Raw genomic sequence first — 21,532 nt, forward strand, 5'->3', positions numbered from 1 at the left:
GATGCCGGAGAATCTGCCGTGGGCGTGACGCGGTTGGACGCGCAAAATGCGTCGCCTGAATCGTTTCACTTCCCTGCGAGGACCTGCATGTATACCGCCATCGGTTACGCCGCCCAAACCCCTTCCAGCCCTCTGGCCCCCATGACCTTCGAGCGCCGCAGCCCGCGCCCGGACGACGTCGCCATCGACATCCTGTACTGCGGCGTATGCCACTCCGACATCCACCAGGCACGCAACGAATGGGGCATTGCCGTGTACCCGCTGATGCCTGGCCACGAGATCATTGGCCGGGTCACGGCGGTGGGCGCCAAGGTCACCGCGCACAAGGTGGGTGACTTGGTTGGCGTCGGCTGCATGGTCGACGCGTGCCGCCATTGCGAAGCCTGCGCCAAGGACCTGGAGCAATACTGCTCGGAAGGCCCGACCATGACCTACGCCACCCCGGACCGGGTCGACGGCAGCAACACCATGGGCGGTTACTCCAGCAGCATCGTGGTCAGCGAGCACTTCGTGCTGCGCATCCCGGCCGGCATGGACCTGCCCAGCGCCGCACCTATACTGTGCGCCGGCATTACTACCTATTCGCCGCTCAAGCATCACGGCGTCGGTCCGGGCCACAAGGTCGGCATCCTCGGCATGGGAGGGCTGGGCCACATGGGCATCAAGCTGGCCAAGGCTCTGGGTGCGGAAGTGACCCTGTTCACTCGCTCCCAGGCCAAGGCTGAGGAAGCCCGTCGCCAGGGTGCCGACCATGTGATCGTGTCCACCGACCCCGAGCAGATGCAGGCTGCAGCTGGTCGTTTCGATTTCCTGCTCGATACCATTCCGGTGCAACACGACCTCAACCCGTACCTGGAAACGCTGAAGTTCGATGGTGTGCACATCCTGGTTGGCCTGATCGAACCGATCGACCCGCCCGTGCATGCGGCCAACCTGGTGTTGAAGCGCCGGGTGCTGGCGGGGTCGTTGATCGGTGGCATCGCCGAGACCCAGGAAGTGCTGGACTTCTGCGCCGAGCACGACATCCGCTGCGATATCGAGATGCTGGATATCCGTAACATCAACCAGGCGTATGAGCGGATGATCGCCGGTGATGTCAAGTACCGGTTCGTGATCGACATGGCCACGTTGCAAGGCTGATTGATCGGCTGCCTGTCCTGGCCTCTTCGCGGGGAAACCCGCTCCCACAGTTGCACCACGGCATTCACGCTATGTGCGGTCCCGTGGGAGCGGGTTCACCCGCGAAGGGGCCAGTACAGGCTGCAACAAATCCTGGTTCTGTTACCAGACCATCGCCTTGTCCCACCCCCGCCAGAACAACCACCGCCGCACCTCGCCATGTGCCCCGGTGCCGATCTGCCATTCAGGCCGCCCGTTATCCAGCGCAATTACCGACACCACCCCCGCGTGGCTAGCCGCCACCAGCGTTTGCCCGTCGGCGCTGATATCCATCGCACTGATGGTCGAGCCCAGGTAATGCTGCCAGTGTTCAGTACCGTCCTCGCCAAACGCCCGCAGGTAGCCATAGGCATCGCCCACAATGTACTCGCCATTACGCGCTACGCCGGCGTATACCCGCGCGCCATCCTGCAGCAGTGGGGTACGTGGGTCCTGGCTGTAGTAGTCGGTTTCCAGCCCCGGCAAATCGGCGACGTTTACCCCCAACGTGGCGCCGCTGTAGAAATGACAGGCATTGAGGGCCAGGTGGTCACCCGCGCGGTTGAACAACGCAAAGTGCGGGTACTCGCTGCCAGGGCCGATGTCCGCCAGCAGCCTGAGTTGCGCGTCCAGCACCAGGTGCCGGCTGCCTTGCTCACCCACCACGATCAGCCGGCCATCCGCCGACACCGCGCCATGCTCCATGCTCAGCCCCAGGCTGATGTCGTCCGGGTCGGTGCCTTCGGCCAATTCATCGAGCACGCGTGTCTGCTGTGGCAGCAGGCGAGTCGCACCCTCGGTGGACAGCACGAAGATACCTTCGGCACTCACCAGCAGCACGCGTTGGCCATCCGGGAAGGGGATCAGCGCGGTCGGGGTGGGCGGCAGGTCGAACGGTTCGAACGGGTAACCTGGCGGCAACCCCTCCAGCCCGGTTGGCCAGGCCAGGCGCTGCACGTGTGGGCCGCCCCAGCCATCGGTCACACGCACGCCTTCGGCGTTGGCCAGGGCGAAGTAGCGACGGGCCGGGCAGCGGCCAAAGTGTTCGATACCGATGACCGGGGTTACCTCTTGGTGGCCGATACGCACCACATGGCCCTTGTCGTAAGGCATGCCGATGCGTGCCAGCAGGCTGCCATCCTCCAGCAGCAGGACATTGCTGATGCCTTGGCCGTGGTCTTCGAGCAACGGTACCAGGGGGTGGTGCGCAGGTGGCCAGGCTTCGCGGAAGGCTCGACGCTGTTGTTCGTCGGCGCCAGGGTGATTGGCTGCCTGCAGGGCTGTCAGCCAGGCGTCCAGCAGGTGCCCGGTGGCTGGCGCCTGCGGCTCTTCAAGATTGTCCCAGCCTTGCGCACGGCCCTGCGCGACGTATTCGTTGACGGCCTGGGCATAGGCAATGACTGCCTGCTGCCACTGCTGCTGGGGGTGCTGCTTGTCCATGAGCGGATCGGGCTCCTTGTTGCACACGCGTTTCACACAAAGCGCGCATGGTACTCCTTCTGCCTGCCTTGCGGTTGTGAGGCCCCGGGTTGACGCGTACCATGCCGTGCATTCCTATCAATAACAGCGCGTACGTCGGCACCCCTGCAAGCGGGTGGCTGGCGTGCGAACTGTTGCCTTGTCTGCGGAGAAGCGTTTTCCACCCATGAACGGACCCATACCCACCCACATGCCGCCCGCGGCCGGCAGCGGCAGCTGGCTGAGCGTCATCGCCCTGGCCCTGGCGGCCTTCATCTTCAACACCACCGAGTTCGTCCCGGTGGCGTTGCTCAGTGACATTGGCCGCAGCTTCGACATGAGCACCGCCCAGGTCGGGCTGATGCTGACCATCTATGCCTGGGTGGTGGCGCTGGCCTCGCTGCCGATGATGCTGCTGACCCGCAACATCGAACGGCGGCGCCTGCTGTTGTTCGTGTTCCTGGTGTTCATCGTCAGCCACTTGCTGTCGTGGCTGTCGCAGAGCTTTGCCATGCTGCTGGTCAGCCGTATCGGCATCGCCCTGTCGCATGCGGTGTTCTGGGCCATTACCGCCTCGTTGGCAGTACGCGTGGCGCCACCTGGCCAGCAGGCCAAGGCGCTGGGCCTGCTGGCCACCGGTACCACCCTGGCCATGGTTTTGGGCATTCCGTTGGGTCGCGTGGTGGGCGAGGCGCTGGGCTGGCGTGTGACCTTCCTTAGCATTGCCGGGGTCGCGCTGGCCACCATGCTGTGCCTGATGAAGTCGCTGCCGCTGCTGCCCAGCCAGAACTCGGGCTCGTTGCGCAGCCTGCCAATCCTGTTCAAGCGCCCGGCGCTGGTGATTACCTACCTGCTGGTGACGCTGGTGATTACCGCTCAGTTCACCGCCTATAGCTATATCGAACCGTTTGCCCTGCACGTGGCGCAGATTGGCGGTGAGCGCACCACGCTGTTGTTGTTGCTGTTCGGCGGTGCCGGGGTATTCGGTTCATTGCTGTTCAGCCGCTACAGTGACCGTTTCCCCCATGGCTTCCTGGTAGGCTCGATCGGCTTGCTCGCCGCATGCCTGTTGCTGATGTTGCCCCTGTCGGGCAATTTCTACGCGTTCGCGGCGCTGAGCATGTTCTGGGGTGTGGCGATCCTCAGCTTCAGCCTGTCGCTGCAGTCCAAGACGTTGAAGCTGGCATCCGATGCCACCGATGTGGCCATGGCGCTGTTCTCGGGTATCTACAACATCGGGATTGGGGGCGGTGCGCTGCTGGGCAGTATTGTCAGCAGCCAGATGGATGTGGCGGATATCGGCCTGGTGGGCGGTAGCGTGGCGGTGGTCGGGCTGGTAATGGCTGTTGCCAGCACTCGGCGCTACCGCGAGGCGCTGACGCACTGACCCAATGGCCAGCGGGCTTTTTGTAGGAGCGGCCTTGTGCCGCGATGGGCCGCAAAGCGGCCCCGGCAATGTCTGCGGCGAAGCTGACATCTTGGGGCCGCTGCGCGCCCCGATCGCGACACAAGGCCGCTCCTTCAGGTGCCCCGTAGACCCGAGGGGATACCGCTTGATCTTCAAGCCAGTACGGCAGCCCAGGCAGAAATCAACAGCACCCCCGCCAACACCTGGTTGAACAGCTGCAACCGCCGCGGTGCCTGCAACCACCTGGCGCTCCCCACCCCCAGCACCGCCCAGGCTGCCATGCACGGCAGGGCGATCAGCAAAAATACCAGCGCCAGTTGCCACACCGGCAATGACGGCGCTGCAAATACCCCGACCACCGCCACAGCCATCAGCCACACCTTGGGGTTCACCACCTGCAGCGATGCGGCGCTGAAAGCACTGAGCCCTTGCGCGGTGGCCGCTTGCAAGGGGGTGGCGGCACTGCGCAGCATCTTCCACGCCAGCCAGCTTAGCCACAACACGCCGGCCCAGCTCATCAGCTGTTGGGCCAAGGGGTGACGCAGGAGCAGCTCACCCAGCCCTAGACCGACCATCAACACGATTGCCGCTGCCGCGCCACAGGCCGCCACGATTGGCACCAGGCTCGCGCGCAAACCTGCGCGCGCGCCATGGGCCAGGATCAGCAGGTTGGTCGGCCCCGGGCTGATGCTGGCAACCAGGGCGAACAGAATGAAAGGCAACAACGACTGCGACATGGTTCATGGCTCCGGAAAATCGAAGCACCATGCTCGCTGCCTTCAGGGGTTCAGTCTGGAAGGTTTGAGCAGCGCCTGCGGTAGTCGGCAGGGGTCAGCCGGTAGGCCCGACGGAACCAGCGCCCCAAGTGGCTCTGGTCGGCGAAGCCCAAGGCCACGGCCACATCGGCAGGCGTCTGGCCCTGGGCGAGCAGGCGCCGTGCCCGGGCCAGGCGCAGCTGGATCAGGTAGGCATGCGGTGCAATGCCGAACGCGGCCTTGAATGCACGGGTCAGGCGAAAACGGTCGATGCCACAGGCCTGGGCCAGGTCTTCCAGGCCGACGTCGCGCTCCAGGTGGGCGTGCAGGTAATCACGCGCGCGCTGCGCGCTCAGCGGCAGGCGCGGGTCGGGGTTGATGCGTCGGCGCCAGTGCATGTGGCGGGTCAGACAGGCCAGCAGGTCGTCCATGGCCGTTTGCCGCACGATGCGCAAGTCCCGGTCGTGCACGGTGCAGAAGGCGAGGGCGGTGGCCCGCGCCAGGCGCTCATCGTGGCACAGGGTATCGGCAAAACTGGGCAGGCTGTCGCCCGGTGTGTGCTCGAACAGCGACCGCAGCTGTTGGTCTAGCCAAGCGGGCTGCAGGTACAGCGTCGAATAGGTGAAGCCTTCTTCGGTGGGCGCCAGCCCATCGTGGATGTCGCCAGGCTCGAGCAAGAATACCTGCCCCGGCGTGCTGCGATGGCGCACCCGACGGCAGTTGAACTGCTGCACGCCCTGCTCGGTCACGCCGACCAGAAAGCTGTCGTGCCAGTGCGGGTCGTAGGCATGTCCGACGAAATGCGCCCGGACCGATTCGATGCCGGTATCGGCGTCTTGCTTGAGGTCGATCCAGTTGCTCATGAACGTGTGCCGTTGGGGTAAATGGCTACCTTAGCGCAACCCCCCGGCTCAGTCTGGAACGATTGTGCAGCCGTTGGTCAGTGCCCGATCACGCAGGGCCTCGAAGCGCTCGCGCAGCCACAGGTGCAATTGCGAAACTGCCGGTGTGAGCTGCTTGCGATGCGGGCAGACCAAGGTGACCGGGGTAGGTTCGCCGAGCAGTTCGGGCAGGACGATTTCCAGTTCACCGGCCGCAATGTTGGCGCTGACATCCAGCCACGACTTGTAGACGATGCCTTCGCCTTGAATGGCCAGGCGACGGATGACGTCGGCATCGTCACTGACCAGCGGCCCGCGCACCTGCACGGTACGGTTGCCCAGCTGCCACTTGTCGTATACCCGGTTGTGCTGCATGTACAGCAGGCAGGCGTGTTGCTGCAGGGCGTCGGGGCTGAGCGGGCGGCCGTGGCGGGCCAGGTAGTCGGGCGATGCGACCAGCACTCTGCGGTTCCAGTCGGCCAATGGCAGAGCGATGTAGTTGGCATCCTGGTTCAGGCCATAGCGGATGGCCACATCCACCGGGTCGCGGTTGAGGTCGGCAATCTGGTCGGACAGGAAGAAACGCAGTTGCAATGCCGGGTGCTCGCGGCGAAAAGCGCTGAGCCAGGGCAGCAACATGTTGCGGCCCATGTCGGAAGGTGCCGACACCTGCAGGGTGCCGCGCAGGGTATTGGGGTTGCCATGCAGGTCTTCATGGCCCTGGCGCAAGCTCTCCAGCACATTCAGCGCGGTGGGCAGGTAGCGCTCGCCCTCGGCGGTCAGGCGCAGGCTGCGCGTGGTGCGGGCGAACAGGCGTACATCCAGGTCGCGCTCCAGGCGCTTGATTGCTGCGGCCACCTGGCCCGGCAGCAGGCCGGCTTCATGGGCGGCGGCTGTGAAGCTGCCCAGTACGCTGCTGCGGGCAAACAGTTCGAGGTCGGCAATACGCAGCATGTTGCATTTTCACTCCGTGGATGAAAGTGTTGCTGCATTGTGCCGGTTTTTCTTTTGTACTGGAAAGATAAGATACACGCCACATACACCGTTGATTCCCGGAGTTGTTGCATGGATACCGTCTCGCTGGCCAAGCGCCGCTACACCACCAAAGCCTACGATGCCTCGCGCCGTATTCCCCAGGCCACTGTCGATGCCTTGCTTGAACAACTGCGCCACAGCCCGTCCTCGGTCAACTCACAGCCGTGGCACTTCATCGTTGCTGATACCGGCGAAGGCAAGGCCCGCCTGGCAAAGAGTACCAACGAGGGTTTTGCCTACAACACACCCAAGCTCCTCGATGCGTCGCACGTGATCGTATTCTGCACCCGCACCGAAATGACCGAAGCGCACCTCAATGCGGTGCTTGATCAAGAGGCTGCCGATGGCCGTTTCCGTGACGAGCAAGCCCGCGCCGGGCAAAACCAGAGCCGCCGCCATTACGTCAACCTGCACCGCTATGACCAGAAGGACGTGCAGCACTGGATGGAAAAGCAGACTTACCTGGCCTTGGGTACGGCGCTGCTGGGGGCAGCGGCGCATGGTCTGGATGCAACCCCGATCGAAGGCTTCGACAGCAAGGTGCTCGATGCTGAGCTGGGCTTGCGTGAGCGTGGCTTTACCAGTGTGGTGATCCTCAGCCTGGGTTATCGCAGCGAGTCGGACTTCAACGCCGGGCTGAACAAATCACGCTTGCCGGCTTCGCAAGTGTTCACTTTCTTGTGAGATTACCGGGGCCACAGACGGCCCCGCCCGACAATGAATTTTTGCTTGCCAGTCAATAACTGCCATCGTGCAGTGCCAGGCTCTGGCGCAGCTGTTCGAGCATGGCCACACGCAGCGCCAGCGGGGCCTGGATGCGGATAGAACCTGCTTGGGACAGCAGCCAGCCCATCAGCGCCCGGTTGTCGGCCACGGTAGCGACCAGCACGGCGCCGCCGCTCGCTTGCGGTGTCAGTTGCATGTCTGCTGACAGGGGTGATTGTTCCAGGCGGCGGGCCAGCGCGTCATCGACCCAGGCATGCAGTTCAACGTGGTCCGGGGGGGTAAGCACGTCGGGTTGCAGCTGCTGCGCTTCGCTCAGGCTCAGGCCCGGTTGCCAGTACCAGCCGTAAGGCATGCCTTTACTGTTGCACTGCAACGGGAACAACGCGGCAAGCTCGACCAGGTCGCGTTCGACGGTGCGTTTGCTGGTGGTATGGCCCACGGTTGTCAGGGCGGCCTGCAACTGGGTAGAGCTCATCCCGGGGTGGCGGCCGGGCAGCAACTTGAGCAGCTGCCACTGTCGGGCGATGGTATGGCGGGTTGGGTGGCTGGGCAAAGGCTTCGTCCTTGAAGGCAGGCGTCAAACCTGCCTGGATAGTGGCGTATAGCTATTGCGCAGCATACCCTCTCATAGAATGGGATCCAAGTTTTCCCCGAATGCCGCCAGTTGAATTCAGATAGCGAGGCTGTCGACCACGCCGCCGTCGACCCGCAGGGCCGCGCCGGTGGTGGCGGAGGAATAAGGGGAGGCGAGGTATACCACCAGGTGGGCAACCTCATCGACATCGGCGACGCGCTGGATGATCGAGCTTGGCCGCGCGGTGCGGACGAAGTTGTCCGCCTCTTCACGAATGCTGCGCCCGGAAGCCTTGGCTGCATCGGCCACCATCGCGGTCACGCCATCGGTCAGGGTCGGGCCCGGCAGCACTGCGTTCACGGTAACCCCGGTGCCGGCCAGACGCTTGGCCAAGCCATGGGAAACGGCCAGGTTGGCGGCCTTGGTCACGCCGTAGTTGATCATGTCGGCAGGAATGGCGACACCCGATTCCGAGGAAATGAACAGGATCCGCCCCCAGCCTTTCTCGATCATGCCCGGGGCATAATGGCGGGCCAGGCGCACACCGCTGAGCACGTTGGTTTCGTAGAAGCGCGCCCACTCGCTGTCGTCTACATCGAAGAAGTCGACGTCGTCGTAGATGCCCAGGTTGTTGACCAGGATGTCGGCCCGTGGGTGGGCAGCGAACAGGGTTTCGGCACCGGCGGCGGTACCCAGGTCGGCGACCACGCCTTGCACCTGGCCACGCCCACCTTGCTTGCGCACTTCGGCGAGGGCGGCGTCCAGCGACTTCTGGCTGCGGCCGGCAATGACCACGTCGGCATTGGCGCGGGCCAGGCCACGGGCGATGGCCAGACCAATACCGCCGGTCGAGCCGCTGATGATGGCGGTGCGTCCGCCGAGGTCGATGTTCATGGGATGGCTCCTGTAAGTGAGTTGCAGTGATGCAAGCCATTCTAGTGAAGCACGCAGGTTGGCAAGCGCGAGCGCGCGAGGTCTATGGAGCCGCTCAGAAGCGCTAGGTTATGACACGCTGCAACGCCTCGATAAACACCTCTTCCGCCCGGCTGAACCGCTGTTCCCTGTTCCACAACAGGTGAATATCCACATCGGCAATCCCTTCCTGCGGCGCCAGCTTCCACAGCAACCCCGCTTCGACATCCGGTGCCACCACATGCTCGGGCAGGCAGCCGATGCCAAACCCGGCGATCACCAGCCGGCGGACTTCTTCAAGGCTTGGCGATGAGGCCACGATCCGCCCGGCGAACCCTTGCAGGTCTCGGAAAATGGTCAGTGGCGACAACATGCCGCCAATCTGATCGCTGGTGAAACTGACGAAGTTCTCCCGTTGCAGGTCGCCTTCGGCCTGGCCAAACAGGGCATGGTGCTTGCCACAGAAAAACGCATAGCGTTGGCGCAGGAACAGCCGCTGTTCCAGCCGTGGCTGTGCACGCCGGGTGAGGCTAAGGCCCGCCGTGGCGGTTTTTTCCTGCAGGGCGGCGACGATGTCGGAGCTGCGCATCACGTCGATTTCCAGTTCCACTCGCGGGCGCTGGCGGTGGAAGTCGGCGAGGAAGTTGTCGAAGCGTTCGCTGACGATGCGGCTGATCATCAGCAGGCGCACTTTGCCCACCACTTCGTCCGCCGGTTGCTCCAGCAAGCCGCCGATCTGCGACATTTGCCCATACACCTCGCCGGCCAGCTGGAACAGCTGCTCGCCCATTTCTGTCAGCACGAAGCGCGGCCCACGGCGGGCAATGAGCTGGCGGCCGAGCTGCTCTTCAAGGCGCTTGAGCGCCTGGCTTACCGCCGGTTGGGTGAGGTGCAGGCGGGCGGCGGCGCGGCTGATGGACAGCTCCTGGCCGATGACCCGGAAGGTGCGCAGCAGGTTCCAGTCGAGGCGGTCGTTGAGCAGGCGGTCAGACATGGCGAGGACTCGATGATAAGCGTGGCTAATAGTTCGAATAATAAATAGAAAATTGACTAATCATAGCCCCGGGCCGATAAATCGCATGCATTGAAGCCCGGTGTGTCGGCGGCGGCTTTTTCGCGGGCTTGCCCCGTCCCACAGGTACTGCACTGTTGCAGACAGGGTGCGACCCCTGTGGGAGCGGGCGAGCCCGCGAACAAGCCAGCACCGAACCAGCAGGCCAAGCGCCACCAGAGCGCCACCGTGTCCCAGCAACTCCTGCCAGAACAACAAGCAAAGGAGCCCCCATGAACCCCACCGCTTCCGCCCAGCCGCGCCGTGCAGCCGCCGCCGCGTTCATCGGTACCATGATCGAGTGGTACGACTTCTACATCTACGCCACCGCCGCCGCCCTGGTGTTCGGTGCCTTGTTCTTCCCCTCTGACGACAGCCTGTTCAGCACCATGGCCGCGTTCGGCACCTTCGCCGTGGGCTTCTTCGCCCGGCCGCTGGGCGGCATCGTCTTCGGCCACGTGGGCGACCGAATCGGCCGCAAGAAGTCGCTTGTCATCACCCTGCTGATGATGGGTATCGTTACCGTGTGCATCGGCCTGCTGCCGACTTACGCGCAGATCGGCGCTACCGCGCCGGTGCTGTTGATCCTGCTACGCATCGTCCAGGGCATTGCCGTGGGCGGCGAGTGGGGCGGGGCGGTATTGATGGCCGGCGAGCATGCGCCCAAAGGTCGGCGCAACTTCTTCGCCTCGTTCGCCCAGCTGGGCAGCCCGGCTGGCCTGATTCTGTCGCTTCTGGCCTTTGGCGCGGTTACCCGCCTGCCTGAAGAGGAACTGATGAGCTGGGGCTGGCGCGTGCCGTTCCTGGCCAGCGCGTTGCTGCTGCTGGTGGGCCTGGCGATTCGCCTGGGGGTGAATGAGTCACCCGAGTTCATCGCCAGCCGCGAGCAGGCGCAAAAGGCTCGGCGCAAGGAGCAGGCGCCAGTCCTTGAAGTGCTGCGCACCGCCTGGCGCCCGCTGTTGCTGTGCATCGGCGCCAACACCCTGGGCATTGCCGGGGTCTACTTCACCAACACTTTCATGATCAGCTACACCACCCAGCAGTTGCACCTGGAGCGCTCGTTGATCCTTGAATGCCTGTTCTTTGTGGCGATCATCCAGTTCGGTGTGCAGCCGCTTGCGGCGTGGCTGTCGGAAAAGGTCGGTGCGACGCGCTTCCTGGCGCTGGTTGCGCTGCTGGCGATGGCCTCGCCCTACCCGATGTTCGTGCTGGTCAGCTCGGGCCAGGGCCCGTTGATCGTGCTTGGCATCGCCCTGGCCGCAGCCTGCATGGCTTCCTTCTACGCGGTGATTGCCGGCTATGTCAGCGGCATGTTCGCAACCCGCGTGCGCTACACCGCCATTTCTCTGGCCTATCAGATCTGCGGCGCGATCGCTGGCGGCCTGACCCCGCTGATTGGCACCTGGCTGGCCCATACCTTCAGCGGCCAATGGTGGCCGATGGCAGCCTTCTACACCCTGATCGCCACCATTTCGCTGGTTTGCGTGCTCGCCTTGGCGCGCCAGTACGCCCGTAGCCAGCGCCTGGAACTGGCCTGATCGAACCCCCACTATTCTGGAGTACCCGCATATGTTGAAAAGCAATGGCGAACGCCTGTGGGCGAGCCTGATGGCCATGGCCGAAGTCGGCGCCACCGCCCGCGGCGGCAACTGCCGCCTGGCCCTCAGCGAGGAGGACAAAGCCGGCCGTGAACTGTTCAGCCACTGGTGCCGCGAAGCGGGCCTTAGCCTGTCGGTAGATGCCATCGGCAACCTGTTCGCCCGCCGTGCCGGCAGTGACCCGCATGCCGCCCCGGTCATGATGGGCAGCCACCTCGACACCCAGCCCGAAGGTGGCCGTTTCGATGGCGTGTATGGCGTGCTGGCCGGCCTGGAGGTGGTGCGCCGCCTGAACGACTTGAACATCCAGACCCGCAAGCCACTGGAAATTGCCGTATGGACCAACGAGGAGGGCGCGCGCTTCACCCCAGCCATGTTTGGCTCGGCGGTGTTCACCGGCAGCCTCGCGCTGGCCGAGGCGCTGGCCATTCGCGATGCCGATGGCGTCAGCGTCGCCGATGAACTGCACCGCACCGGGTACGCCGGCCAACGCCCGCTGGGCGGCGAGGTGGATGCCTATTTCGAGGCGCATATCGAACAAGGCCCGATCCTTGAAGACAACGCCAAGGCCATTGGCGTGGTCAGTGGTGGCCAGGCTATCCGCTGGCTGGACGTGACGGTCGAGGGCATGGCGGCACACGCCGGCACCACGCCGATGCTGCTGCGCAAGGATGCGCTGTACGGCACTGCGCGGATGATCCAGGCGGTCGAGCAACTGGCAGCGGACTTTTCCCCCCAAGGCCTGACCACCGTAGGTGAGCTCTCCATTGCCAAGTCTTCGCGCAACACCATTCCCGGCCTGCTGCAGTTCACGGTCGACCTGCGCCATCACCGCGACGAGGCCATCGAAGCCATGGAGCGCGAGCTGACCCTGAAGCTGCAAGCCATCGCCAGCCAGCGCGGCCTGCAAGTGCGTATCGAGCGCCACTGGGTGAGCCCGGCGACCCCGTTCGATGCCGACTGCGTGGCTGCCGTGCAGCAAGCGGTGGATGGCCTTGGGTATGCGCAGCAATCGATTGTCAGCGGGGCGGGTCACGATGCCATTCTGTTGGCGCGGTACTGCCCGACGGCGATGGTGTTCATCCCCTGCGTCGGTGGCCTGAGCCACAACGAGGCTGAGGACGTGCTGCCTGATGATGCCCGACAGGGCGCGGATGTACTGCTGAACGCTGTGCTGGCACGTGCAGGCCGTGTCGACATAACTCATTGAATAGGGGGACCCTGTGGGAGCGGGCTTGCCCCGCGAACACCGGCAAAGCCGGTGCCATGCATCGCCAGGCCCCCTTCGCGGGACAAGCCCGCTCCCACAAGTTCCTGCAAACCTTACCCACGCTGAGGATGTCGTGGCGAACTACATCCCACCCCTTCGCACATGCTTGACGAACACCTTCTCCAGCAACTCCCACATCGCCGGGTCCGTACTGAACGCCACATTGAAGCGCATCCACCCGGTCGCTTTGGCATCGACCATGAACAACTGCCCAGGCCCTAGCATGATGCCTTTCTCCAGCGCATCATCCAGCAATGCGGCACTGTCCGGAATCGCCGGGTGGCGGGTCCAGATGTACATGCCTTCATCCGATTCGGTGAACAGTTCGAAGCCCAGTCGATGCAGATGCCGGCCAACTTCCTGGTGCGCCTCGGCCAGCCGCTGGCGCAGGCGCTTGAGGTGCTTGCGCCAGCGGCCGTCGATGATCGCGGCGTACACCACACGCTCCATCACCTGCGAGGTGGTCAGGCCTGAGCGCATCTTCAGGTGCAGCAGCTTCTGCATCAGTTCGGGGTTGGCCAGCATGTAGCCGACCCGCACATTGGGCGAGATGCTCTTGGAGTAGCTGCCCACGTACACCACCTGCTGCAGGTGGTCGAGGCTGGCCAGGCATGGCTGCGGTTCGGTGACCATGTCGGCGTACAGGTTGTTTTCCACCAGGCGGAAGCCGTGCTGGCTGGCCAGTTGCAGCAGGCGGTGCAACTGCGGCAGCGGTGTGCGTGAGCAGGTCGGGCTGTGCAGGTGCGGCTGGGTGAAGAACGCCGTCGGGCGGTGGTGGGTGAGCAACTGCTCCAGCTGGTTCAGGTCGTAACCGGCCGGGGTGCGTGGCACGCCTACCAGGGTTGCGCCCTGGGTACGCAGGATGCTCATCAGGTTGGGGTAGCCAGGGTCGTCGACCAGCACCACATCGCCTGGGCGCACCAGCGTGCGGGCGGCCAGGTCCAGGGCCTGGCTGGCACCGTGGGTGAGCATCAGCTGTGCCGGGTTGGCGACGATGGAAAGCTCTTGCTGCAAATTCTGCGCTGTCAGCGTACGCAGTTCCATCAGGCCCATGGGGTCGCCGTAACCCGACAGTTCCAGTGGGCTGCCGGCCACCTGGCGCAGCCCGCGACGCAGGCCGTCTTCGTACATCCAGTCGTTGGGCAGCCAGCCGCACCCCGGTTTGTAGGGCAACTGACGGATCTCGAAGATCTGCTGCAGGTACCACTCGGAGTTGAACATTGGTCGACTGGCGTCGGCCTCGGTAGTGTGCCGGTCCAGCATTTCGCCCGCCGCACGGTTGACGAAGAACCCCGCATTGCCACGGCTCACCAGCAGCCCCTGGGCGACCAGGCGGTCGTAGGCCTCGACCACGGTGAAGGTGCTCACCGAATAGCTCGCGGCAAAGGCGCGTATAGACGGGACCTTGGCGCCCGGCTTGAGGGTCTGGTTGTCGATCAACTCACGCAACCCGTCGATGATCTGGTTGACCAGCGGGGTGGGGGAGTCTGGATGTAATTCGAACATTCGGGGCCTTCAGGGTGCGTATCGCCTGGCGTTTGCAGGGTGTACTGCATGGGCGACCTGTACAGTGCAGTGCGAGATTCATGCCACTGTGCATGGCTCTCTGCGTCGGACATTTTTACATTAGGTGTCGGATATCGCCACATAAAGCATGTTCAGTTCGCTTCAGGCAGTCGTCCTGGGGCGCGTCAGCAGGCCGCCATGGAGGGCCTGCGTGTGTTCGCTCACACCATCCTGCCCGCATTAGCACTGATGTACAGGTGAAACCGCCAGCCATCGGGGTTTCACGGTTTTCCTTGGATAAAAAGAAGCACGGGGTACACAACTGATGGACGCAACATCCACAACCACCACCGCGAAAGGCGGGCACGAGAGCAAGCTCAGTGCCTCGTTGAAGTCGCGCCACCTGACGATGATGTCGATCGCCGGGGTTATTGGCGGCGCCTTGTTCGTCGGCTCCGGCAGCGTGATCCACAGCGCCGGCCCAGCCGCTGTCCTGGCCTACCTGGCGGGCGGCATCCTGGTGGTACTGATCATGCGCATGCTGGGTGAAATGGCGACGTCCTCGCCAGACACCGGCTCGTTCTCCACCTACGCCGACCGCGCCATTGGCCGCTGGGCCGGTTTCACCATCGGCTGGCTGTACTGGTGGTACTGGGTCATCCTCATGGCCTGGGAAGCCTATGTGGCGGGCAAGATCCTGCATGGCTTCTTCCCGGATGTCAGCGTCAACGTGTTCGTGCTGGCCACGACCCTGTTGCTGATTACCGTCAACTTCTTCAACGTCAAGCACTACGGTGAGTTCGAGTTCTGGTTCGCCTTGATCAAGGTGATCGCGATTGTCTGCTTCCTGATCGTGTGTACCGCTGCCGTGATGAACGTCTGGCAGTTTGGTGAAGTGCGTGGCATCAGCCACCTCACCGCCGAAGGCTTCATGCCCAATGGCATCACCACCGTGATCGGTGCATTGCTTGGGGTGATGTTCGCCTTCCTGGGCGCCGAAATCGTCACCATCGCCGCTTCCGAAGCCAAGGACCCGGCCGCGCAGATCGTCAAGGCCACCAACTCGGTGGTATGGCGTGTGTGCCTGTTCTACGTCGGTTCGATCTTCCTGATCGTCTGCCTGGTACCGTGGAACGACCCGCACCTGGGTGTTTCCGGCTATGGCGCTTATCGCCGTACCCTGGAACTGCTGGGCGTGCCGTATGCCGAGCTGCTGATGAACTTCGTGGTGCTGACCTCGGTGAGCAGCTGCCTGATCTCGGGCCACTACACCGCTTCGCGCATGCTGTTCTCCCTGGCCCAACGGGGTGATGCGCCGTCGTTCTTCAAGATCACCCGCGCCGGCACCGGTGTACCGGTATACGCGATCATGGGCTCGTGCGCCGTGGCCGTGGTGTGTGCGCTGATCAACTTCAGCGAAACCCTGCGCCCGAAAGACGTGCTGGATACCCTGATGAACACCACCGGCATGATCGCCCTGCTGGTGTACCTGGTCATTGCCTTCTCGCAGCTGCGCATGCGCCGCAAGCTGATTGCCGAAGGCAAGGAAGTGCGCCTGAAGATGTGGCTGTTCCCGTGGCTGACCTACCTGGTGATCGCGTTCATCGTGGCCGCACTGGTCACCATGGCCTTCATGCCTGACTACCAGATCCTGGTGATTTCCACCGGTATTGCGGCGGCAGTCGTGGTGGCAATGGGCGTGGTGCACCAGATCCGCTCTGGCAGCAGCAAGCAGCACTAAGCGTCACTCGTGCCTGGAAACGGCCGGCTCCCTTGGGGACCCGGCCGTTTCGCGTTGTTGGGCCTGGGTTTTTTCTGCGGGCATGTGGAAGCGCTGGTTCATCCACGGCGAGCCGAGCAGGGCGGCGGCGGCGATCAGGGCCAGGATGGCGAGGGCGATGTAGGTCTTCATGGGCAGGCGCATACATGGACTGACTTCACGCATAGGCGGTCAGTTCCGGCGATAGGGCCCTCACAGTCGACAGATGGCATATGCTAGGCACATTGCCCGCCCAAAAGGAGCCCCACATGGCTTGGTCCGCCAACCAGTATTCCCTGTTCGAAGACGAACGCACCCGTGCCGTACGCGACCTGCTCGCCGCCATCCCGCCACGGCCGGTGCGCCACGCCACCGACCTGGGCTGCGGCCCGGGCAACTCCACCGAGGTGCTGCTGCAGCGCTACCCCGATGCCCAGGTGACGGCACTGGACAGCGACCCTGACATGATCGACAAGGCCCGCGAACGCAAACGGCTGTGCATCCCGCGGGTACGCACGGTCATTGCCGACATTGCCGGCTGGTCCGCCCCAGAGCCGCAAGACCTGATCCTGGCCAATGCCTCGCTGCAATGGGTACCTGACCACGCCTCGCTGTACCCGCACCTGGTGCGTCAGTTGAGTGAAGGCGCCAGCCTGGCCGTGCAGACCCCCGACAACCTCGACGAACCAGCCCATCGGCAGTTGCGCGAGATTGCTAGCCAAGGCCCTTGGGCGGCGAAATTCGCCGATTTCCAGTTGCCGCCACGGCACGGTGCGGCGTTCTACTACGACCTGCTCAGCCCGCTGTGTGCGCGGGTGGATGTGTGGCGCACCACCTATCACCACCCTTTGGTGGGTGGCGCCGAAGCGGTGGTGGAGTGGTTCAAGGGTTCGGCCTTGCGGCCTTACCTGGCCAGGCTTGACGAGCAGGAGCAGGGCGACTTTCTGCAGATGTACCTGCAGGCCATGCAGCGCGACTACCCGCCGGCCACCGATGGCAAGGTGCTGCTGCCGTTCCCGCGGTTGTTCGTGATCGCTACCCGCTAGGGCGGTGCCATCGCCAGGCCACGTAGCTGTAGACGCCGAGGTTGAGCAGCAGCACAACGCTGCCCAGTAACAGCTGGATGTGCGGTGTCAGCCCGGCGGGGTAGATCAGTGGCCAGATGTAGTGCTCCACAAAGCCGCCCTGGTAGCCTGCGCCCCCGGCTGCGCTGCGCATGCGGTTTTCCCAGGTGGTGAGCGGGCAGCCCAGGTGCAGGCATTCCACCGCCACGCCCCAGGCCAGGGCCGGCAAGTGGATGAACAGGGCAGGGCGCCACTTGAGTACCAGCAGGCCGCCGAACAGCACCAGCAGGATGAAGGCCAGGTGCAGCAGGACCAGGGTGTCGGCGGCCAGGCGGTAGAGCATGGTTAGTGTGCCCGGGGGTTGAAGTTATCCCAGCATAGTCGGGTGGCCTGCACTGGCCTCTTCGCAGCACAAGGCTGCTCCTACAGGTTATCGCATTCCTCTGTAGGAGCAGCCTTGCGCTGCGAAAGGGCCGGTACAGGCTTACAACCCTTCCTCAACCATCTGCAAGAAGGTCGCCACTACCCGGCGCGTACGCTGTTCGCTCAGGCACACCAGCGTCTCGGTCAAATGCCGCTGACAATCCACAATCGGTAACGCGCACACCCGCGCATCGGCGCCAAACTCGGCCGCCGAGACCACCCCCACGCCTATCCCCACCACCACCGCCTCACGCGCCGCTTCCCGGCCTTCCACCTGGATCGCCGGGCGAATCCGCAAACCCGCTCGTTGCATCTCTTCTTCCAGCGTCTGGCGCGTCACCGAGCCGGGCTCGCGCAGCACCAGGGGTGTGTCGTCGAGGTCGGCGAGGCTGATCGAGCCACGGCTGGACCACGGGTGGTTATGCGAAACAAACGCCACCATTGGGTCGCGGCGCAGTGGCAGGCAATGCAGGCGCTCATCATCGACATCCCGGCCGAGCAGGGCCAGGTCAGCCTGGTAGCTGAACAAGCGGGCCAGCGACTCATCGGTGTTGCCGGTCTCGATTTTCACCTGGATGCCCGGGTAGCGCTGGCAGAAGCGGGCGATCTGCGGCAGCACGTGTACCGGCGCATCCACCGCCAGCACCAGGCTGCCGGTGTGCAGCGCACGCGAATCGTGCAGCAGCTCTTGAGCTTCGACCTCGCAGGCGAACAGGCGCTGGCTGATGCCCAGCAAGCGCTCGCCAAGATCAGTGAGCTGCACCGAACGCTTGTTGCGGTGGAACAGCAAGACGCCGAAGCGCTCCTCCAGTTTGCGCACCTGGTCCGACACCGCTGGCTGGGTAAGGAACAGCTTTTCTGCGGCGCGGGTAAAGCTGCCGTGCACGGCCACCGCATGGAAGGCCTTCAGTTGTGCGTGGGAAAGCGACATGACAGACCTCAGTAACAAGCTGGGCTTATGTGTGTAATACGATAAATCGATTTTATTTATCTTAGCGCAACTGTTTCCATGAATGTCAGCCCGATGCGGGTACCACGAGTACCGCCTGGGCCATGGCACCCACACGGCGCCATCTGACCCGATGACAGCCTTGTCATCGCTGTGCGTAACACAAGAACAAGACAGGCGTTTCTTCACATTCTGCCGGCACACTTGAGCAAGAGGTCAGACTTACATGAATCAATCCCTAGCCGCGTTGAAACGTTGGCGCATCCAGATTTTCGCCATCACCTGGCTGGCTTACGCCGCCTTCTACTTCACCCGTAAAGCCTTCTCGGTAGCCAAGCTGGGCATTGCCGAAGACCCAGGCTTCATGCTCGACAAGGCCGCCATGGCCAACCTCGACGCCATCTACCTGGCCGCCTACGCTGTGGGCCAGTTCACCTGGGGCATGCTCGCCGACCGCTTCGGCCCGCGTGTGGTGGTGCTTGGCGGGTTGCTGATTTCTGCAGTGGCGGCAGTGGTGATGGGCAGTTACGCCACCTTCCCGATCTTTGCCACCTGCATGCTGGTGCAGGGCCTGGCGCAGTCCACCGGCTGGGCCGGCTTGTGCAAGAACATCGGCAGCTTCTTCCCGGCTTCGCAGCGCGGGCGGGTATTGGGCCTGTGGAGTTCCTGCTATGCCTTCGGCGGCCTGGTGGCCTCACCGTTCGCGGGGTGGTGGGCCTATACCCTGGTGGGCACCTGGCACGCAGCGTTCTTCTCCAGTGCCGCAGTGGTGGCCCTGGTGGCCGTGCTGTTTTTCTTCCTGCAGCGCAACAAGCCTGAAGATGTCGGCCTGCCGGCCGTGGAGCCCGAGCCGCAGAGCATGGCCCCGGCGGACAACCTGTGCAGCGTGTGGGCACCGCTGAGGGAGATCCTGCGCAACCGCACGGTGCTGACCCTGGGGCTTGCGTACTTTCTGCTGAAGCCGGCGCGCTACGCCATCCTGTTGTGGGGGCCGGTGATTGTCTTCGAACAGATGCCATCGGTGGGCAAGGTGGGGGCGGCAATCATCCCGACCGCCTTCGAACTGGCGGGGTTGCTAGGCCCGATCATGATCGGCCTGGCCTCCGACAAACTGTTCGGCGCCCGGCGCATGCCGGCCTGCGTGATCAGCCTGGTGCTGCTGACCATGACCCTGGCGGCGTTCATGGCGGCCATGCATACCGGTAGCGTGATGCTGGTGGTGGCCTTGCTGTTCGTCATGGGCCTGACCCTGTACGGGCCGGACTCAATGATCAGTGGTGCTGCAGCCATCGACTTCGGCACCGCCAAGGCCGGCGCCACCGCCGCAGGTTTCGTCAACGGCTGTGGCTCGGTGGGGGCGGTGCTGGGCGGGCTGCTACCCGGTTACTTCGATGGCGTCACGGTGTTCATCGTGTTCGCTGGCTGCGCGCTGTTCTCGGCGCTGGTGCTGTTACCTCACTGGAACAGCCGCCCGGCCAGCAATGCACAAAGTACCGACGTAGCACCGAATACCAGCATGGCAATCAAGCCACTGCGTACCTGAAAGGAAAGCGAGCAAATGAGACCCTTCTGGCTGCAACAGGCCCTGGATTCCACGCAGGAGGCGGTGTGCCCGCCGCTGCAAGGCGATACCCGTTGCGATGTGTGCATTGTCGGTGGCGGTTATACCGGCCTGTGGACGGCACTGATGCTCAAGGAGGCCGTACCGGCCCTGGAGGTGGTGCTGATCGAAGCCGACATCTGCGGCGCCGGTGCCAGTGGCCGCAATGGTGGCTGCGCGTTGTCCTGGTCGGCCAAGTACTTCACCCTCGAACGCCTGTTCGGCGTGGCCGAGGCGGTGCGCCTGGTGCGCGAGTCGGAGCGCAGCATCGCCTGCATCGGCGAGTTTTGCGCGGCCAATGGCATCGACTGCGACTTTCGGCTGGACGGCACGTTGTACACTGCCACCAACCCGGCCCAGGTAGGCGCCACCGATGCGGTGATCGCCGCGCTGGAGCACAAGGGGATCAACTCGTTCCGCCGCCTGCCACTGGAGCAGGTGCAGCGCCTGGCGGGTTCGGCGCGGCACCTGGAGGGCTGGTTCTCGCCGGCCGCCGCCACGGTGCAGCCGGGCAAGCTGGTGCGCGGCTTGCGTCGGGTGGCCTTGCAACGCGGCGTGCGCATTCATGAAGGCACAGCCATGACTGGCCTGGAGCACGGTGCCCCGGTGCAGGTACGCACCGCTCATGGCACCGTGCGCGCCGACCGCGTGGTGCTGGGCCTCAATGCCTGGATGGCACGCGCCTTCCCGCAGTTCGAGCGCAGTGTGGCGATCGTTTCCAGCGACATGGTGATCACCGAGCCGTGCCCCGAACTGCTCGGCCAGACCGGCCTGGACAGCGGAATCAGCGTGCTCGACTCGCGTATTTTCGTGCATTACTACCACAACACCTCTGATGGTCGGCTGATGCTCGGCAAGGGTGGCAACACCTTCGCGTATGGCGGGCGCATGCTGCCGGTATTCGACCAGCCTTCGCCGTACCGGCCCTTGCTGCGCGAAACCCTTGGCGAGTTTTTCCCGGCCTTGGCCGAGGTGCCACTGGCGGCCAGCTGGAACGGGCCGTCGGACCGTTCGGTGACCGGCTTGCCGTTCTTTGGTCGCCTGGACGGTCAGGGCAACGTGTTCTACGGCTTTGGTTACTCCGGCAGCGGCGTTGGCCCGTGTCATATGGGCGGGCAGATTCTTTCGTCGCTGGCGCTGGGGCTGGATAACCCGTGGACCCGTTCGCCGCTGGTCAAGGGGCCGCTGGGGCTGTTCCCGCCCGAACCGATCCGCTACCTGGGCTCGCTGATGGTGCGCAATGCCATCCGTCGCAAGGAGCGCGCCGAGGATCACGGCTTGCGGCCGCGTCGCCTGGATGTGCGCCTGGCGCGGTTTGCGGCGGCGGCGGGCAAAGCCGATAAAGGCTGATGAGATTTCTTGTCGATCCCATGCTCGAGGGCGTATAAAATGCCCCCACTTTTGG

At 64.0% G+C, this 21,532-nt stretch carries 20 protein-coding genes; 9 read left to right on the plus strand and 11 right to left on the minus strand.

All coding sequences use genetic code 11. The features are described from left to right. Positions 1-87 precede the first annotated feature (87 nt). A complete protein-coding gene (gene calA / locus OZ911_RS10315; protein ID WP_070086464.1) occupies positions 88-1,140 on the plus strand; it encodes a vanillin reductase in 1,053 nt (350 codons plus the stop codon). Between the two features lie 141 nt (positions 1,141-1,281). On the opposite strand, the gene OZ911_RS10320 is transcribed toward calA, so the two are convergent. Continuing rightward, entirely contained in the window at positions 1,282-2,598 is a 1,317-nt protein-coding gene (locus tag OZ911_RS10320; RefSeq protein ID WP_023048835.1) for a hypothetical protein, read from the minus strand. A 205-nt stretch (positions 2,599-2,803) separates the two neighbouring features. Between OZ911_RS10320 and OZ911_RS10325 the strand changes: the two genes are divergently transcribed. Next, on the plus strand, positions 2,804-4,003 hold the full coding sequence (locus OZ911_RS10325; protein ID WP_023048834.1) for a sugar transporter: 1,200 nt from the start codon (positions 2,804-2,806) through the stop codon (positions 4,001-4,003). A gap of 173 nt (positions 4,004-4,176) precedes the next feature. On the opposite strand, the gene OZ911_RS10330 is transcribed toward OZ911_RS10325, so the two are convergent. From OZ911_RS10330 to OZ911_RS10340, 3 genes are read right to left on the minus strand one after another with little or no spacing between them, the layout of a single operon-like run. Then, entirely contained in the window at positions 4,177-4,761 is a 585-nt protein-coding gene (locus tag OZ911_RS10330) for a LysE family translocator (RefSeq protein ID WP_016486008.1), read from the minus strand. A 50-nt stretch (positions 4,762-4,811) separates the two neighbouring features. Beyond that, on the minus strand, positions 4,812-5,642 hold the full coding sequence (locus OZ911_RS10335) for an AraC family transcriptional regulator (protein ID WP_016486009.1): 831 nt from the start codon (positions 5,640-5,642) through the stop codon (positions 4,812-4,814). A gap of 48 nt (positions 5,643-5,690) precedes the next feature. Continuing rightward, entirely contained in the window at positions 5,691-6,614 is a 924-nt protein-coding gene (locus OZ911_RS10340; RefSeq protein WP_016486010.1) for a LysR family transcriptional regulator, read from the minus strand. A 111-nt stretch (positions 6,615-6,725) separates the two neighbouring features. On the opposite strand from OZ911_RS10340, the gene nfsB reads away from it, so the two are divergent. Beyond that, positions 6,726-7,379 carry an oxygen-insensitive NAD(P)H nitroreductase gene (gene nfsB / locus OZ911_RS10345; RefSeq protein ID WP_023048833.1) on the plus strand — a complete coding sequence of 218 codons (654 nt, stop codon included), beginning with the start codon at positions 6,726-6,728 and terminating at the stop codon, positions 7,377-7,379. Between the two features lie 52 nt (positions 7,380-7,431). Here nfsB and OZ911_RS10350 read toward each other — a convergent pair whose 3' ends face one another. From OZ911_RS10350 to OZ911_RS10360, 3 genes are all read right to left on the minus strand, one after another. Then, complete coding sequence (locus tag OZ911_RS10350) at positions 7,432-7,974, minus strand: WYL domain-containing protein (RefSeq protein WP_023048832.1); 543 nt, start codon at positions 7,972-7,974, stop codon at positions 7,432-7,434. A 117-nt stretch (positions 7,975-8,091) separates the two neighbouring features. Continuing rightward, positions 8,092-8,889, minus strand: coding sequence for an SDR family NAD(P)-dependent oxidoreductase (locus tag OZ911_RS10355; RefSeq protein WP_023048831.1), 798 nt, complete (start codon positions 8,887-8,889; stop codon positions 8,092-8,094). 103 nt (positions 8,890-8,992) lie between these two features. Then, entirely contained in the window at positions 8,993-9,901 is a 909-nt protein-coding gene (locus OZ911_RS10360) for a LysR family transcriptional regulator (protein WP_070086463.1), read from the minus strand. A 290-nt stretch (positions 9,902-10,191) separates the two neighbouring features. Between OZ911_RS10360 and OZ911_RS10365 the strand changes: the two genes are divergently transcribed. Both OZ911_RS10365 and OZ911_RS10370 read left to right on the plus strand, forming a co-directional pair. After that, entirely contained in the window at positions 10,192-11,496 is a 1,305-nt protein-coding gene (locus OZ911_RS10365; protein WP_070086462.1) for an MFS transporter, read from the plus strand. A 31-nt stretch (positions 11,497-11,527) separates the two neighbouring features. Next, complete coding sequence (locus OZ911_RS10370) at positions 11,528-12,766, plus strand: Zn-dependent hydrolase (RefSeq protein ID WP_023048829.1); 1,239 nt, start codon at positions 11,528-11,530, stop codon at positions 12,764-12,766. 141 nt (positions 12,767-12,907) lie between these two features. Here the strand turns inward: OZ911_RS10370 and OZ911_RS10375 are convergent, their stop codons facing one another. After that, positions 12,908-14,332 carry an aminotransferase-like domain-containing protein gene (locus OZ911_RS10375; RefSeq protein WP_016486017.1) on the minus strand — a complete coding sequence of 475 codons (1,425 nt, stop codon included), beginning with the start codon at positions 14,330-14,332 and terminating at the stop codon, positions 12,908-12,910. 325 nt (positions 14,333-14,657) lie between these two features. Here OZ911_RS10375 and OZ911_RS10380 point away from each other — a divergent pair, with 325 nt between their 5' ends. Then, a complete protein-coding gene (locus OZ911_RS10380) occupies positions 14,658-16,073 on the plus strand; it encodes an amino acid permease (protein ID WP_016486018.1) in 1,416 nt (471 codons plus the stop codon). A 3-nt stretch (positions 16,074-16,076) separates the two neighbouring features. Here the strand turns inward: OZ911_RS10380 and OZ911_RS10385 are convergent, their stop codons facing one another. Continuing rightward, positions 16,077-16,256, minus strand: coding sequence for a hypothetical protein (locus tag OZ911_RS10385; RefSeq protein ID WP_016486019.1), 180 nt, complete (start codon positions 16,254-16,256; stop codon positions 16,077-16,079). Positions 16,257-16,360: 104 nt separating this feature from the next. Between OZ911_RS10385 and tam the strand changes: the two genes are divergently transcribed. Further along, entirely contained in the window at positions 16,361-17,137 is a 777-nt protein-coding gene (gene tam, locus OZ911_RS10390) for a trans-aconitate 2-methyltransferase (RefSeq protein WP_016486020.1), read from the plus strand. Here tam and OZ911_RS10395 read toward each other — a convergent pair. Together OZ911_RS10395 and OZ911_RS10400 are read right to left on the minus strand one after the other, a co-directional pair. Further along, positions 17,127-17,498, minus strand: a complete 372-nt coding sequence (locus OZ911_RS10395; RefSeq protein WP_023048827.1) for a DUF2784 domain-containing protein — start codon at positions 17,496-17,498, stop codon at positions 17,127-17,129. The two genes, tam and OZ911_RS10395, sit on opposite strands and share 11 nt — an antisense overlap. A 141-nt stretch (positions 17,499-17,639) precedes the next feature. Then, positions 17,640-18,509, minus strand: a complete 870-nt coding sequence (locus OZ911_RS10400) for a LysR substrate-binding domain-containing protein (protein ID WP_023048826.1) — start codon at positions 18,507-18,509, stop codon at positions 17,640-17,642. 244 nt (positions 18,510-18,753) lie between these two features. Between OZ911_RS10400 and OZ911_RS10405 the strand changes: the two genes are divergently transcribed. Next, entirely contained in the window at positions 18,754-20,070 is a 1,317-nt protein-coding gene (locus OZ911_RS10405) for an MFS transporter (protein ID WP_023048825.1), read from the plus strand. Positions 20,071-20,085: 15 nt separating this feature from the next. After that, positions 20,086-21,477 carry an FAD-dependent oxidoreductase gene (locus tag OZ911_RS10410; protein ID WP_070086461.1) on the plus strand — a complete coding sequence of 464 codons (1,392 nt, stop codon included), beginning with the start codon at positions 20,086-20,088 and terminating at the stop codon, positions 21,475-21,477. Positions 21,478-21,532 lie beyond the last annotated feature (55 nt).

Source organism: Pseudomonas fortuita, from assembly GCF_026898135.2.
In the GTDB taxonomy this organism is placed as follows: Bacteria; Pseudomonadota; Gammaproteobacteria; order Pseudomonadales; family Pseudomonadaceae; genus Aquipseudomonas; species Aquipseudomonas fortuita.

Bases quoted from the DNA above. Each gene is read 5' to 3' on its own strand.
- calA (WP_070086464.1), top strand. From the start codon at position 88: ATGTATACCGCCATCGGTTACGCCGCCCAAACCCCTTCCAGCCCTCTG.
- OZ911_RS10320 (WP_023048835.1), bottom strand. From the start codon at position 2,598: ATGGACAAGCAGCACCCCCAGCAGCAGTGGCAGCAGGCAGTCATTGCC.
- OZ911_RS10325 (WP_023048834.1), top strand. From the start codon at position 2,804: ATGAACGGACCCATACCCACCCACATGCCGCCCGCGGCCGGCAGCGGC.
- OZ911_RS10330 (WP_016486008.1), bottom strand. From the start codon at position 4,761: ATGTCGCAGTCGTTGTTGCCTTTCATTCTGTTCGCCCTGGTTGCCAGC.
- OZ911_RS10335 (WP_016486009.1), bottom strand. From the start codon at position 5,642: ATGAGCAACTGGATCGACCTCAAGCAAGACGCCGATACCGGCATCGAA.
- OZ911_RS10340 (WP_016486010.1), bottom strand. From the start codon at position 6,614: ATGCTGCGTATTGCCGACCTCGAACTGTTTGCCCGCAGCAGCGTACTG.
- nfsB (WP_023048833.1), top strand. From the start codon at position 6,726: ATGGATACCGTCTCGCTGGCCAAGCGCCGCTACACCACCAAAGCCTAC.
- OZ911_RS10355 (WP_023048831.1), bottom strand. From the start codon at position 8,889: ATGAACATCGACCTCGGCGGACGCACCGCCATCATCAGCGGCTCGACC.
- OZ911_RS10360 (WP_070086463.1), bottom strand. From the start codon at position 9,901: ATGTCTGACCGCCTGCTCAACGACCGCCTCGACTGGAACCTGCTGCGC.
- OZ911_RS10365 (WP_070086462.1), top strand. From the start codon at position 10,192: ATGAACCCCACCGCTTCCGCCCAGCCGCGCCGTGCAGCCGCCGCCGCG.
- OZ911_RS10370 (WP_023048829.1), top strand. From the start codon at position 11,528: ATGTTGAAAAGCAATGGCGAACGCCTGTGGGCGAGCCTGATGGCCATG.
- OZ911_RS10375 (WP_016486017.1), bottom strand. From the start codon at position 14,332: ATGTTCGAATTACATCCAGACTCCCCCACCCCGCTGGTCAACCAGATC.
- OZ911_RS10380 (WP_016486018.1), top strand. From the start codon at position 14,658: ATGGACGCAACATCCACAACCACCACCGCGAAAGGCGGGCACGAGAGC.
- OZ911_RS10385 (WP_016486019.1), bottom strand. From the start codon at position 16,256: ATGCGCCTGCCCATGAAGACCTACATCGCCCTCGCCATCCTGGCCCTG.
- tam (WP_016486020.1), top strand. From the start codon at position 16,361: ATGGCTTGGTCCGCCAACCAGTATTCCCTGTTCGAAGACGAACGCACC.
- OZ911_RS10395 (WP_023048827.1), bottom strand. From the start codon at position 17,498: ATGCTCTACCGCCTGGCCGCCGACACCCTGGTCCTGCTGCACCTGGCC.
- OZ911_RS10400 (WP_023048826.1), bottom strand. From the start codon at position 18,509: ATGTCGCTTTCCCACGCACAACTGAAGGCCTTCCATGCGGTGGCCGTG.
- OZ911_RS10405 (WP_023048825.1), top strand. From the start codon at position 18,754: ATGAATCAATCCCTAGCCGCGTTGAAACGTTGGCGCATCCAGATTTTC.
- OZ911_RS10410 (WP_070086461.1), top strand. From the start codon at position 20,086: ATGAGACCCTTCTGGCTGCAACAGGCCCTGGATTCCACGCAGGAGGCG.